The sequence below is a fragment of the Sphingosinicella sp. BN140058 genome (assembly GCF_004135585.1).
Classification (GTDB): Bacteria; Pseudomonadota; Alphaproteobacteria; order Sphingomonadales; family Sphingomonadaceae; genus Allosphingosinicella.
Map to the genome: position 1 here is coordinate 2,542,598 of NZ_CP035501.1, position 13,691 is coordinate 2,556,288.

10 protein-coding genes are annotated in these 13,691 nt (G+C 67.8%); 4 read left to right on the plus strand and 6 right to left on the minus strand.

Annotated elements, in window-relative coordinates:
- Positions 1-42: 42 nt before the first annotated feature.
- From ETR14_RS11520 to ETR14_RS11530, 3 genes are all read right to left on the minus strand, one after another.
- Positions 43-804, minus strand: a complete 762-nt coding sequence (locus ETR14_RS11520) for a polysaccharide biosynthesis/export family protein (RefSeq protein WP_129384730.1) — start codon at positions 802-804, stop codon at positions 43-45.
- Between the two features lie 141 nt (positions 805-945).
- Positions 946-1,758, minus strand: a complete 813-nt coding sequence (locus ETR14_RS11525; protein ID WP_129384731.1) for a metallophosphoesterase family protein — start codon at positions 1,756-1,758, stop codon at positions 946-948.
- Positions 1,759-1,972: 214 nt separating this feature from the next.
- Complete coding sequence (locus ETR14_RS11530; protein ID WP_129384732.1) at positions 1,973-3,406, minus strand: FAD-binding oxidoreductase; 1,434 nt, start codon at positions 3,404-3,406, stop codon at positions 1,973-1,975.
- A gap of 102 nt (positions 3,407-3,508) precedes the next feature.
- On the opposite strand from ETR14_RS11530, the gene ETR14_RS11535 reads away from it, so the two are divergent.
- From ETR14_RS11535 to ETR14_RS11550, 4 genes are all read left to right on the plus strand, one after another.
- Entirely contained in the window at positions 3,509-3,904 is a 396-nt protein-coding gene (locus ETR14_RS11535; protein ID WP_129384733.1) for a hypothetical protein, read from the plus strand.
- 169 nt (positions 3,905-4,073) lie between these two features.
- Positions 4,074-6,272: a BamA/TamA family outer membrane protein gene (locus ETR14_RS11540; RefSeq protein WP_129384734.1), complete on the plus strand. Its 2,199-nt coding sequence runs from the start codon at positions 4,074-4,076 to the stop codon at positions 6,270-6,272.
- Positions 6,272-10,516: a translocation/assembly module TamB domain-containing protein gene (locus ETR14_RS11545; protein ID WP_129384735.1), complete on the plus strand. Its 4,245-nt coding sequence runs from the start codon at positions 6,272-6,274 to the stop codon at positions 10,514-10,516. Before ETR14_RS11540 ends, ETR14_RS11545 begins: the two co-directional genes overlap by 1 nt.
- A gap of 6 nt (positions 10,517-10,522) precedes the next feature.
- Positions 10,523-10,924: a hypothetical protein gene (locus tag ETR14_RS11550; RefSeq protein WP_129384736.1), complete on the plus strand. Its 402-nt coding sequence runs from the start codon at positions 10,523-10,525 to the stop codon at positions 10,922-10,924.
- Here the strand turns inward: ETR14_RS11550 and ETR14_RS11555 are convergent.
- From ETR14_RS11555 to ETR14_RS11565, 3 genes are read right to left on the minus strand one after another with little or no spacing between them, the layout of a single operon-like run.
- Positions 10,853-11,932, minus strand: coding sequence for an NAD(P)/FAD-dependent oxidoreductase (locus ETR14_RS11555; protein ID WP_129384737.1), 1,080 nt, complete (start codon positions 11,930-11,932; stop codon positions 10,853-10,855). The two genes, ETR14_RS11550 and ETR14_RS11555, sit on opposite strands and share 72 nt — an antisense overlap.
- A complete protein-coding gene (locus ETR14_RS11560) occupies positions 11,911-12,597 on the minus strand; it encodes a methyltransferase domain-containing protein (protein ID WP_129384738.1) in 687 nt (228 codons plus the stop codon). Before ETR14_RS11560 ends, ETR14_RS11555 begins: the two co-directional genes overlap by 22 nt.
- Positions 12,594-13,688: a type III polyketide synthase gene (locus ETR14_RS11565; protein WP_129384739.1), complete on the minus strand. Its 1,095-nt coding sequence runs from the start codon at positions 13,686-13,688 to the stop codon at positions 12,594-12,596. The genes ETR14_RS11560 and ETR14_RS11565 overlap by 4 nt, the downstream gene beginning before the upstream one ends.
- Between the last annotated feature and the right edge of the window lie 3 nt (positions 13,689-13,691).

The window sequence follows — 13,691 nt, forward strand, 5'->3', positions numbered from 1 at the left end:
AATGAAGATATGTCGGCGAGCGCTTGACGGAAGCGCGTCGTGCTAGAATGCGAAGGAGTTGAAAAAGCCGACTACGGGCAGCGCGGTGAGGAGTTCGCGCTGCGCGGCACGGACGCTGGATCCGTCGACGACGACGATGTCGCCGCTGTACACGCGAGGATCCTCGACTTTGCCGCGCCTGATGTCGGTGAGATCGAATGCCGCTGCCATACGCTGACCGTCAATCTGTCGAAAGATGGCCACCCGCCTTGGATTGGCGTCGTCGGCTGTGCCCTTCGCCCGCGCGATGACCTGAATCAGCGTGATGCGACCATTCACCGGGTACATGCCGGGATCGCGAACGGCTCCATCCACCGTCACTACCCGCGTGCTCGACGACACGACGCCGACGCTCACATCGGGCGACTGCAGGTATTTTTCGCCCAACACCTGAGTCAATTTAGCGTCGAGCTGATCCGTCGTGAGATCCACCGCCCGAACATTGCCGACCAAGGGCATTGCGATGTTGCCGGTCAGATCGACCTCATAGTCACCCGAGAGGTCGGCGACTTGGAAAACGTTGATCTTCAGCTTGTCGAGCGGAGAGATACGATAGTTCGACTCGAGCGCCGCAAGGGCCTGAGAATCGGGTTCCCCGAACGCTTCTTCACTCGGATGATACGGAAGATTGCCGCCACGGGTTCCGGCGCAGCCGGCCAGGCACGTGGCAAGAACGGAAGCCAAGACCAGCCGGCGCAATGCCCCGGCGGCACTAGCGTTGCAACGGGGTGTGCCCGCCAGCGGGGCGTCGTCAAAGATCGACACGGACGGTCCTGAATTCTGCAAAATTTCGATCCCCAAAATTAACGATCACGGCTCCGCGGTCAACCCGCTTTACCCCATCCCGACCGGCGCCGCACGGAGAATCCGTTCCCCGGCAAACAGATAGACACACGATAAGCATCGTCAGGCGAACGCGCTGGAAGGTCCCGCCGGGCCGCTGCCTTCGAGCTCGTCGCGGTTCGTCGCGACGTACCAGCGCTCGCCACCCTCGATCGCGAGTGCCGTCAGCACGCCGCTATGATAAGCGCCGGTATCGATCGCAATCCGATTGGGGCGCTCTTCCACCTGGCTCACGATGGTATGGCCATGGACGACCACGAAGCCATGTTCCTTGATGTCGGTGAGGAACGGCTCGCGTATCCATCGAAGGTCATGGCGATCCTGCTCTTCCAGGCCCAGGCCCGGGCGGATCCCGGCATGGACGAAGAGATAGTCGCCGAATCTGAACGTGTCCGCCAGTTCCTCGAGGAACTTGCGATGCGCCCGCGGCACCTTGGCAACCAGCAGGTCGATCGCTGCGGCCGGATGAAGCTTGCGCAGGGAGTCGGAATCGAGGCCGTAGCTCTCGGCGCATTCGGCGCCACCGAACTTCAACCAGCTTTGCAGAACGTCCTCGTCGCCGCGCAGAACCCGGAGCATCACCTCTTCGTGATTGCCACCCAGGAAGATGACTCGGGCATTGTCCGGCTGCCAGGTGCGAAGCCGCTCGATGACACCCGCAGAGTCAGGCCCGCGGTCCACATAATCGCCGAGGAAGACGATGAAATTGCGGGCTGGCGGCCGTCCTGCGATATCGGCCTCGATCTTCGCGATCAGAAGCTCGAGCAGATCGAGGCGGCCGTGAATATCCCCGATCGCATAGGCGCGCGCACCATCCTTGCCGCGCGGGCCCGAACGCGTCCCGAGATTGGACTTCAGCCTTTGAAAGAATCCCATGACGGCACTTCTACTCCACAGCCCCAGCCGATGACCAGCCGCGCGCCCCCACGCGTCCGTCTCGTCCTGCCGAAAAGCGCTGAAGGGGGCAGGGCCCGACGCTGCGGCGGGAAAGACCGCAGCACATTGAGCGCTCCGTCGCCGTGACGAGTCTTGCGTCCGATGTCAAACCCGGCGGTGGTGCGCACGTGCGGACTCGTGCGCATTGCCCGGATCAATCGGGATCGGGAAGCAGCTTGCCCGGGTTCATGAGATTGCGCGGATCGAGTGCGCCCTTGATCGCCCGCTGAACCCTGAGCCGCGTCGGCGAAGCGGTGCGCCAATATTCTGCTGCTTTCATCTGGCCGATGCCATGCTCGGCGGAGATCGACCCGCCTGCCGCCGTGACCAGATCGTAGACGAACGCGGAGACGCTTGGGCCGGTCTCGAAGAGCCAGGTCGCGGCTTCGCTCTCCACTGGCGCCTGGACGTTGAAGTGGACGTTGCCGTCGCCGAGATGGCCGAATGCGATCACCCGGGCACCCGGATAGCGTCGCTCCACCGCTGCGCGTGCCGTCTCGATGAACTCGGGCATCGCCGATACCGGCACCGATATGTCGTGCTTGAGCGCCTGACCTTCTATTCGTTCGGCTTCCGAGACGCTTTCGCGCAACCGCCACAATGCCTCCGCCTGGCGTTCGGACGTGGCAACGACGGCATCCGCCGCGAGACCCTGCTCCAGCGCCAGGCCCAGAGCGTTACCGAGCGCCTCGCCGGCGTCGGTGGCGCCCTGTGGCGCCACCGCTTCGATGAGCACGTTCCAGGCATGGGCTTCAGAGAGGGGCGCGCGAGATCCGTCGATGTGGCGAAGAACCAGGCCAAGTGCGTTGGCGGGGACCAGTTCGAAGCTTTCCACCGCCTCGCCGATCTGCCGCTCGAGATCCCGCAACAGCCGAAGCGCGGTCTGCGGGTCGGGCAGCCCGGCCCAGGCCACGGCGCGCGATCCCGGCGCGGCGGCAAGGCGCAGGCTTGCGGCGGTGACGATTCCCAGGGTTCCCTCGGCGCCGATCAGCAGCTCGCGCAGATCATAGCCTCTATTGTCCTTCCGAAGCGCGGAAAGCCCCTCGTAAACCGATCCATCCGGCATCACCGCCTCGATTCCGAGGACGAGCGAGCGCATCGGGCCGAAGCGCAGCACCTGCGTACCGCCCGCGTTGGTCGAAACGAGCCCGCCGACCGTCGCCGAACCCTTGGACGCGAGCGAGAGCGGGAAGCGCCGCCCGGCCGCCGCGGCGGCATCATGGACCTGGGCAAGGATGACCCCGGCGTCCGCCGTCAGCACATTGTCGGTGACGGAAATGGACCTGATCGCGTTCATCCTGCGCAGCGACAGCAGCAAGGCTGCGCCGTCGGACGGCGGTGTCGCCCCGCCGACCATCGACGTGTTGCCGCCTTGCGGCACCAGCGGCACACCGGCCGCGGCACACCGAGTGACGACCGCCTGTACCTCGTCCGTCGTCGCGGGCGACAGCAATGCCGCCGTCTTGCCGCGATAGCGTCCGCGCCAGTCGGTCAGCCAGGGCGCCAGATCGCTCGCCGCCGCGGTGAAGCCGCGCGGCCCCAGCAGGGACTGAAGCTCGTCGAGAAGGTTTGTGGGAGGGGTGGTCATCGTCCTCCCCTGACTCAAACGCGGCGGTCCGGCAACGTGCGATGCTTGCGTCGCGCGGCGGGCTGCAACATGGGAGCGGGGAAGAGCGGAAGGGAGACAATCATGGGACGCTGGTCCGTTGCAGTCGGCTTTGGAATCATGCTGGCGCCGCTTGCCGGATGCGATCAGCCGCAGGAGCAGCCGGCCGCACCGCTGCTCGGTTCGCTGCCCGCCGATCTCTGCGTCAAGGTCAAGGCCTCGGTCGCCCGGCTGGTCAAGACGGCGGTGATGGAATCGGACGGTGCCGGCAGCGCGACCATCGAGGAGACGGCGTGGCTGTCGCTCGGCAAGAGCGGGCAGGATCGGCTCGTGCAGGCTCTGGCGTTCGAAGCCGTGTGCAACGCCAGGGCGGCGCCGGCGACGCAGGAGGTGACGGTTCGCAACGAGGGTGGCAGGATCCTGGTCAACCGCATCGTGGAAATCGCGCCCGATCAGGGGGCAATCTTCGAGGACGAATGACCTCGAAGCCTGCTTCGTATGGTTGCGCTTGAAGTAACCGGGTACAAAGGTTGACGAGCCGCTTTGTTCCGGCGTTCGCCGGAAATCTTTTCGTCGGGCGTGCATCGCCAAGGTCTTCCAATCACAGCACTTTTCGGCCAAACCATAATCGTTTCGGGAGCGATGCTGGTTGAAGAAGGCGGGACTATTTCTATCGACGGCTGCCGGCGGGGCGATCGCCTTCGCCTCGGCGGCCGGCGCGCAGTCGCCGACGGCACAGGCGCCGGCAGTGTCTGCACAGTCCCGGCCGCTGTCCGCGCCGGCTGCCCCTGCGCCGGTGCTGCCCCCGGCAAGTTCGGCGCCGATCGTTCCCGACAGCCAGTTCCAGGAAGCGCTGCCGTCGCTCGATCCTGCCCTCGGAGCGCCGTTGGAACCGCTCGAATCGTTCGACGTGACGGACGCACCGGTCACCGCTGCGCCCACCGCGCCTGTCCCCGGGGCACCCCCTGCGAACGATCCCGCTCTGACGGAGCCGCTGACCCCGATCGGGTCCTTCGACGTGGCGACGCCGGCCCCCGGTGCCGAGACGCCGGACGACGCGCCCGGCCCGATCGAGCCGGTCCGCTACACGCTGGACGTCGAGGGCCTCGACGAGATCGGGCTCGAGGACGAGTTCCGCGATTTGTCTGCGCTCGAGGATTCCGACGGCGAAGCGACCAACGGCTCTCAGGTTCAGCAGCGCGCCGACGAGGACGAACTGCTCGCCGTGCGGCTGCTGCGCTCGCAGGGTTATTACGACGCGACCGCAACCGCGACGGTCGAACAGCTGGTCGAGCCTGGCCGCTTGCGGGTGGTGCTCACCGCCGTCCCCGGCCAGCGCTACAATTTCGGTGCGATCCGTATCGATGGGCCGGACACGCGGCCGCCGGGTCTCGCTCGGGAGGCGCTGCCGCTGAAGAGCGGCGCGCCGATCGTCGCGATCGACGTCGAAGCTGCCGAGGCCAATGTCCGCCTGCGCCTCCCCCAGCAAGGCTATCCCTTCCCCGAGATCGGGCTACGCGACATTCTGCTCGATCCCGATACGCGGCTTGGTGACTACACCTTGCCGGTTCAGCCCGGCCCGCGCTCGAGCTTTGCCGGCTTCACCACCGAGGGCGACCTCGCCTTCGATGCCGACCATGTCGGCGTGCTTGCGCGCTTCAAGCGCGGCGAGCTCTACGATCAGCGCAAGGTCGACGACCTTCGGGAAGCGATGATCGCCACCGGCCTCTTCACCACCGTCTCGGCGGAGCCGGTGCGGACCAACGAGGCGGCGCCCGACGGCAATGAATATGTGAATATCCTGGTGCGTCAGGACGCAGGCCCTGCCCGATCGATCTCGGGCAGCGCGGGCTATGCCACGGGTGAGGGCTTCCGTGCCGAGGCGACGTGGGAGCATCGCAACTTCTTCCGGCCCGAAGGCGCGATCCGCGCCTCCGTGATCGCCGGTACGCAGGAGCAGACCGTTCGTTTCCAGTTCCGCCGCGCCAATGCCGGCCAGCGGGATCGCACCGTCCTGCTGCAGGCGGAAGCGGGCCGCCGCGATTACGCGGCCTTCCGCGGCTACACGACGCGGTTGAGCGGTCTGATCTCGCGCGAATCGACTCCGATCTGGCAGAAGAAATGGACCTGGGCGTACGGCGCTGAGATCATCGCTACCAACGAAAGCCGGATCGGTGAGCCGGATCTCTCGATCGGTGACGCCTTCTTGCTCGCCGGCGTGAGCGGGCAGCTCGGCTATGACGCCTCGAACAGTCTGCTCGATCCGACCAAGGGGTTCCGCCTGCTCGGCCGGATCAATCCGGAAACGTCACTACGCGATCCGACTCAGCCCTACATCCGCAATTTCGTCGACGGCAGCGTCTATTTCCCGGCGTCGGACAACATCACCATTGCGGCGCGGACACGGATCGGATCGATCTTCGGCGCAGACCTGGACGAATTGGCGCCGTCGCGGCGCATCTATGCCGGCGGCGGCGGGTCCGTGCGCGGATTCGGCTTCCAGGAACTCGGGCCAAAGGACGTCCTTGCCAATCCGGACTTCGATCCGGAAGATCCCGACAAGGAGCCCGCCACGATCCTGGTGCCGAGGGGCGGCCGGTCGGTCGTCGAGTTCGCGCTTGAGGCCCGCTACCGGTTCGGCAATTTCGGCATTGTGCCGTTCATCGACGCCGGCCAGGTTTATGACAGTCAGTTCCCGACCCTGTCCGATCTGCGCTTCGGCGTCGGCATAGGCGGCCGCTTCTACACCAATTTCGGTCCGATCCGCGCCGACATCGCCATGCCGATCGGGCGCCGGGAAGGCGAATCTAAGCTCGCCGTCTACGTGTCCATCGGGCAGGCCTTCTGATGGCCGGCGAGGACTCCATCGACAGCGCCCCCGATCAGGCCGCCGCCGCGCCGCAGCCCCGCCCGCGTCACCGCGCCCGCACCGCGGCGAAGTGGACCGGGATCGGCCTGCTCGGGCTGCTCGTCCTGTTCGGCGGATTCTTCGTCTGGCTCAATTCGGAGCTCGGCCACCGCTACGTCGTCCGCCAGATCAACAATCTGGAAATGGCGTCCGGCCTCGATATCGACGTCGGCAGGATCGAAGGCTCCCTGTTCGGCACGCTCAAGGTCCACGACATCAAGCTCAAGGACCCGAAGGGTCTGTTCTTCTCCGCCCGCGAGGCCGAGATGGAGTGGCGGCCGCTCGCCTATTTCCGCAATCACATCGATATCCGCGCCCTTACCATACCCGACGCCCATCTCTATCGGCTCCCGGAATTGCGGCCTGGTGCCGATCCGAACGCGCCGCTGCTTCCCGACATCGACATCGACGTCGGCCGCTTTGCCGTCGGGCGAATCATGGTGGATCCGGGCGTCACCGGTTACCGCCACCTGCTCGGGCTCAGCGGCCGCGCCAAGATCGCCGACGGGCGCGCCCAGGTCGCGCTCGATGCCGGCGCGCTCGCGGCCCCCAATCTACCCGGCGGCGACAAGCTCGTCCTGCGCGTCGATGCGGTGCCCGCCGCCAACCGGCTCGGCATCGGCCTGCGCGTCGAAGCGCCCGGCAACGGGTTCGTCGCCAACCTGACCGGCTTCAAGCAGCCGATCGCCGCTCTGGTCACCGGCTCCGGCACCTGGGCCAATTGGCAGGGCCGCGCCCGTGCGAATGTGGCGGGCAAACCGTTCGCCAACATCGCCATCGGCGGTCGCGACGGCACCTTCTCCTTCAACGGTCCGATCCAGCCCGGCACGCTTCTGCCCGAAGGCCCGGCGCGGCGTCTCTTCTCGTCCGTTCAACTCGGGCTCGTCACCACCCTTGCCGAGCGCCGTGCCGATCTCCGGCTCCGCCTGAACTCGTCGGCCGTCGCCCTCGCCGCCGAGGGCCTGGTCGATCTCGGCCAGAACCGCTTCCAGGATTTGAAGCTCGCCGGCCGCCTGCTGCAGCCGGGCGCGATCGCGCCCAATCTCGCCGCCCGCAATCTGCAGGCCTCGGCGGTGCTCAACGGCGCCTTCGCAACGCCGTTCGTGGCCTATGACGTCAAGGCCGATGCGGTCGGCTTCAACGGCACCATTCTCGAAGGCTTCACCGCGCGCGGCCGTGCCAAGGTCGACGCCGACCGCATCCGCATACCCGTGTCGGCGCGGGCGAAACGGGTCACCGGTCTCGATCCGTCGGTCGGCGGGCTGCTCACCAACGTCGCCGCCGACGGCACCGTGTTCGTCAGCGGCACTCGCATCGTCTCGGACGATCTTCGGGTCCGTTCCGACCGCCTCAATGCCACCATCGTGCTGGCCGGCGATGTCGCGCGCGGCCAGTACCGGGCCGGCATTCAGGGCACGCTCGACAATTATCAGCTCGACGGCGTCGGCCTTCTCGACATCACGACCAACATGAACGTCACCAGCGGTCCGGGCGGCTTCGGCCTGGCCGGCCGCGTCGCCATCAAGACCGAGCGGATCGACAATGCGTCGGCCCGGGATTTCCTCGGCGGCAACGCCACCGCGTCCGCGCGGGTGACGATGAACCCAGCCGGCGCCGTCCTGCTGAACGACATTCGGGTGAACTCGCCCGGACTTCGCGTCACCTCCGGCAGCGGCAGCTGGCGCCCCGACGGACGCATCGATTTCCGCGTTGCCGGTGTCTCGCGCGAATACGGGCCGCTTGCGGTCGTGGTCGGCGGCACCGTCGATCGGCCGCAAGTTCAGCTGCGCGCGGCCAGCCCGGGCTTCGGCGTGGGATTGCGCGACGTGACCGCCAACATCCGCTCGACCGGCAGCGGCTACCGCATCAACGCCACGGGTGAATCGCAATATGGGCCCTTCTCGGCCGACGTGACGGTGGTCGCGGGACGCGCGCTCAGCGTCGACGTCCACCGGGTCGTCTTCGCCGGCATGACCTTCACCGGCCGGGTCACGCAATCGCCGGCGGGGCCGTTCGTGGGCAATCTGGCGATGAGCGGCGAGGGGATGAGCGGGACCATCCGTCTCGCCGCCGAGGGACGCTTTCAGCGCGCGGACGTCAACGCCCTGGCGAACAACGCCCGTATTCCCGGTGAGACGCCGATCCTGATCCAGCGCGCGATCGTCCAGGCGACCGCGATCCTCTATCCGGATGCGCCCCACATCGTCGGCGATGCCCAATTTGCCGGCGTTCGCAGCAACAATTTCAATCTGGTCCGCGGCCGTGCCCGTGCCGACTATCGCGGCGGTCGCGGCACAGCCCAGCTGTTCGCGGAAGGCTCCAGCGGCGTGCCGTTCCGGATTGCTGCCAACGCGGCGCTCGCCCCCGATCTCTACCGCGTCGCCCTTCAGGGGCAGGCGAACAACATTCCGTTCCGGCTGGCGCGACCGGCCGAGGTGCGGCCGGCGGCCGGCGGCGGCTGGCAGCTCGCGCCCGCCCAGATCGTTCTTCCGCAAGGCAATGTCCTGCTCGCCGGCCGGTTCGGCGGCAGCGGCGGGACGTCGGTGCAATCGCGGCTCAACGATTTCGATCTGTCGATCCTCAACGCCTTCTCGCCGGGCCTCGGCGTCGGCGGCCGCGTGACCGGAAGCCTCGATTTCGCGCAGCCGGCCGGCACCGCCTTCCCGCGCGCCGACGCCCGGCTCAACGTCGCCGGTTTCACCCGCACCGGCATCGCCACCCGGTCCCCACCGGTCGATCTCGCGGTTGCGGGCGCCCTGCGGCCCGAGGGCGGCAGCCTCGCCGCCGTGATCCGGCGCGGCGGCAACGTCATCGGGCGCGCCCAGGCGCGTCTGCAACCGGTCTCGTCCGCCGCCGGCGGCTGGATGGATCGGCTTCTCGCCGCGCCGCTCGCCGGCGGCATCCGCTACAATGGTCCCGCGGACGTTCTCTGGTCGTTCACCGGGATGAGCAGCCAGCAGCTTTCCGGGCCGATCGGCATCGCCGCCGATTTCAGCGGCCGGGTCCAGGCGCCTCAGCTGACCGGCGTGATCCGGGCCAACAACCTCATCTTCACGGACGAGACCTACGGCACCCGCATCACCAACCTCGCCCTCCAGGGACGCTTCACCAGCTCCACCCTCGAAATCGATCGTCTGTCCGGCCGGGCGGGCGAGGGAACGATCGAGGGCCAGGGCCGGGTGGGCTTCGCAGCCGATGCCGGTTTCCCGATGGACATCAGGGCAACGCTCGCCAACGCGCGTCTCGCCCGCAGCGACAATATCGGCGCGACCGTCAGCGGCACGATTGCGGTCACCAACAGCAAGGCGAACGGCGCCTTGATCGCCGGCGATCTCAACATCCCGAACCTGCGCTACCAGTTCGTCCGTCAGGGCGCGGCGCAGGTCGTCGAACTGCAGGGCGTGCGCCGCAAGGGCGATCCCCTGCCGACACCGGGCGAGCAGGTCGAGGAAGAGAGCGGCACGCCCAGCATCTGGAAGCTCGATCTGCGGGTCCGTGCGGACAACCAGTTGTTCATCTCGGGCATGGGGCTCGAATCCGAGTGGAAGGCGGATCTGCGGGTCCAGGGCACATCGGCGACGCCCTCGATCGTCGGCGAAGCGGAGGTCCTGCGCGGCACCTTCAGCTTCTCCGGCCGCCGTTTCGATCTGACCGAAGGCCGGATCGATTTCCCGGGCGGGCGTCCGATCAATCCGCGGCTCAACATCGTCGCCTCGGCGGATGTCGACGACGTGACGGTCAACATCAACGTCACCGGCAGCTCGACCAATCCGCAGATCGCTTTCACCTCGCAGCCGGCGCTGCCGCAGGACGAATTGCTGTCGCGCATCCTGTTCGGCGGCTCGATCAGCGAGATTTCCGCCCTGCAGGCGGTGCAGCTGGCATCGTCGCTGAACGCGCTCCGCGGCGGTGGCGGCGGGCTCAACCCGCTCGGCAAGCTGCGTTCCGGATCCGGCCTCGATCGCCTTCGTGTGCTCGGCGCCGACGAGACGACCGGACGCGGCACCGCGGTTGCGGCCGGCTTCTACATTTCCAACGACATCTATCTCGAGCTGATCACCGATGCGCGTGGGTTCACCGCCACGCAGATCGAAGTCGCGCTCTCGCGTGCGCTTTCGGTCTTGTTCCAGGCCGGTTCAACGGGCACTTCCAGCCTCAACGCCCGCTACAGAAAGCAATATTGAACCGACATGGATTGGCACGCGGTGAAGCAGTGGCTCGAGACCACGAGCGGTCTCGACATGGACGCGCTCCATGTCCACGCCGGGATATTGTGCCAGGTGTTCGTCGCGCTGGTGCTGCGTCGGCGGCTGTCCAGCCCCTGGCCCTGGCTGGTCACCGCTGCGGTGATCCTCGCCAACGAATATTACGACTACCATTACGAGATCTGGCCGCAGCGCGACATGCAATGGGCGGAAAGCGTCAAGGACGTGTGGAACACGTTGTTGATCCCCACCCTGCTGTTGCTGCTCACCCGCTTCGTGCCCGGCCTGTTCCGCAAGGCGCCATCCGAAACGGCCTCAGCTGCCGATCCGGGTCAGGCGGGCACCGATACGGGCGAGGCTCGGAAACTGGCTCAGCAGCTGCATTAACGGCGCCCGCCGCCGCGGAGCTTCCGCGGCGCGGCGCAGCATCTCGGCGACCATGATCGGCCGCCGGCTGCGACGATGGAAGCTGCGCTGCCAGTCGGCCGCGGCCGTTTCCTCGAGCAACGCCTCCGCACCGCCGAGGCCGCTGGCAAGCGCCACCGCGATACCGTCGCCCGCCAGCGAGGCGATGACCGCGGCCTGATCGCCGATCCGGTATACGCCGGGAACCGTGCGCCGCGCGCGCCAGCCATAGGGGACGCCGGCGACGGCGCTCCAGTCGCCGGCATCCCCGCCGGCCAGCCGTTCCGCCAGCACGCTGCTTTCCCCGGTCAGCCGCTCCAGCAGCGCCTGGGGTCCGCCCGCCGCCTTTAGCCGCGCGCGCGAAGCCGACAGACAGAAATTGCATCGGCCGTCGTCCTGGATCAGCAGGCCGGCATAGCCGCCGTCGAACAGGTGCAGCTCGATCGTTCCGTCGATCGCCCGCGCAGCGGCATCGGATAGGCCGATCGCACAGCGCAGTCCGATCGCGGCGCCGGCGATCGACGCATCACGCTCGTGCCCGCGCAGCTCGTGCTTGCCCGTCGCCAGCAGCAATGCCTCAGCCTCGATCTCCTCGTCATCGTCGAGGCGAACCCGCCTGCTACTGGCGGCCCGGACGGCGCGGCCGCGCAGAATCTCCGCGCCGGCCGCGCGCGCCCTGTCGAGCAAGGCTTCGTCCAGCGTCCGGCGCGACAAGCCGGCGGCAGGATGGGGGAGCGCAGTCTCCACCGAACCTTCGGGCGAAACGAACCGAACGCGGTCGATCGGCCGGGCTCCGAGCGCTCCCGGATCGATGTCGAGCTTGCGCAGATTGGCAAGAGCATCCCAGCCGAGGAAGCCGCCGCAGACCATGTCGCGCGGCCCGGCGCTGCGTTCGACGAGCAGCGGGCGCACGCCGCCGCGGGCGAGCCGGATCGCCGCGGCCGCGCCGGCGGGCCCGCCGCCGACGATCAGCGCAGCCGTTCGACGCACAGCCGGAACGGGAAACGGCGGACGACCTGCGCCTCGGCCAGTCCGATCTCATCGATTATGCTCCGCCACTCCGCGGGACGATAGGCGCGGGCAATAGAAAGCTGGCCGTCTTCGCGAACGATGCGGTGCACGCCGAGCAGACGGGCCAGCAGCGGGTAACCGGCATAAGCCAGGCGATGGCGGTGGAGATCGTTGACCAGCCAGCCCGCCATCGTATTCGCTTCCATCCAGCGCAGGAACCGCCGCAGCTCGGCATCGTCCATGTGGTGGGCGACCAGGCTCGAGATCACGATGTCGAAGCCGCCCTGATCGCGATAGTCGCCGGTCCGCCACGCAATCGCGTCGGTGGACGACGTGGCCGCCGCCGCCACCGCAGCGCTCTTCGGGTTGAGATCGACACCGACGAGCTCCGCGGACTTGCCCGCCCGTTTTGCCCAGCGCGCAATCAGGCGCAGCATGCCGCCGTCCCCGAAACCGACGTCGAGCAGGCTGAACTGGTCGCGGCCGCGCGTCACGCGCCGCAGGAAGCCGAGCGTCGGTCGCGCTGCGAGGGTCCAGCGGTTGATGCGGCCCAGATCGGAGAGCACCGCGTCGTAGACGGCCTCGGGAAGGCCCGGATCGTCCATCTGCTCTTCGGCGATGGCCCGCCGGGCGAGGCTTCTCATCGCAGCCGGCGGAAGTGGAAACCTTCCGCGGCCAGACCCGGGCCGAACGCCAGCGCAACACCGTGCGTGCGGTCGGGTTCGCGCAGCAGCCGGGAGAGGACGAAGGGCAAGGTCGCCGACGACATGTTGCCGAACGCAGCCAGCACCGCGCGCGAGTCGGCAAGCGCGTCGGGATCGAGCGACAGCCCGTGTTCCACCGCGTCGAGGACGGAGCGCCCGCCCGCATGGACGGCCCAGGAATCGATGTCTCCCGCCGCTGACCCCGACAGCAAGGCGGCCCGCAGCGCATCGTCCCGGAGCGCTTCGGCGATCCGGCCCGGCACTTCGCCGGACAGGTGCATGGCGAAGCCGGTGTCGCCGACGTCCCACCGGATCAGCTGGGCGGAATCGGGCAAGGTGGCGGCAAATGGCCGCTCCAGCGCGAAGCCGGGGCCTTCGCCGCTGACGATCATCGCTGCGGCGCCATCGCCGAACTGCAGCATGGCGAGCAGCGGCTCCAGGCGCGCCTCATATTGGAGGTGCAGGCTGGACAATTCGACGTTCACCACCAGGATCCGGGCACCCGGCTCCGACCGTGCGATATGATAGGCCACGCGCAGTGCGGCCACCGCCGCATAGCAGCCCATGAAGCCGACCAGGGTCCGTTCGATGTCGCCTGGCAGCCCGAGCTCCGCGGCGATGATCTGGTCGATGCCCGGCGCGACGAAGCCGGTGCAGCTCGCAACCACGAGGTGGGTGATTCGGCCGAGCGGCCCAAGTCCGGCGATCGCCCGCAGCGCCAGCCGCGGCGCCTCCTCGGCGTAGACGCGCATGCGCGCCGCCGTGCCTGGCGAGGCACTTTCGTAGAAGCCGCCGGGATCGACGGGGGAGCCGCCGTTCTCGGCATAGGGCAGCACCGACCAGCGATGGCCGATGCCGGATCGCTCCGCCATGCGCCGGAAGAGCGCACGCTCCCGCATGTCCACGAGCTGATGCTCCGCCCATTGGATGAAGGCGCGGTGCACGTCGTGGCTGGGAACGGCGGTCGCGATGGCGTTGATACAGGCGGTAGGCGTAACCGTCTCCCCGAAGCTCCCTGCAACGACTAGCAGAGT

Excerpts from the sequence above, each read along its gene's own strand:
- ETR14_RS11525 (WP_129384731.1), bottom strand. The coding sequence starts at position 1,758 with ATGGGATTCTTTCAAAGGCTGAAGTCCAATCTCGGGACGCGTTCGGGC.
- ETR14_RS11530 (WP_129384732.1), bottom strand. The coding sequence starts at position 3,406 with ATGACCACCCCTCCCACAAACCTTCTCGACGAGCTTCAGTCCCTGCTG.
- ETR14_RS11535 (WP_129384733.1), top strand. The coding sequence starts at position 3,509 with ATGGGACGCTGGTCCGTTGCAGTCGGCTTTGGAATCATGCTGGCGCCG.
- ETR14_RS11545 (WP_129384735.1), top strand. The coding sequence starts at position 6,272 with ATGGCCGGCGAGGACTCCATCGACAGCGCCCCCGATCAGGCCGCCGCC.
- ETR14_RS11550 (WP_129384736.1), top strand. The coding sequence starts at position 10,523 with ATGGATTGGCACGCGGTGAAGCAGTGGCTCGAGACCACGAGCGGTCTC.
- ETR14_RS11560 (WP_129384738.1), bottom strand. The coding sequence starts at position 12,597 with ATGAGAAGCCTCGCCCGGCGGGCCATCGCCGAAGAGCAGATGGACGAT.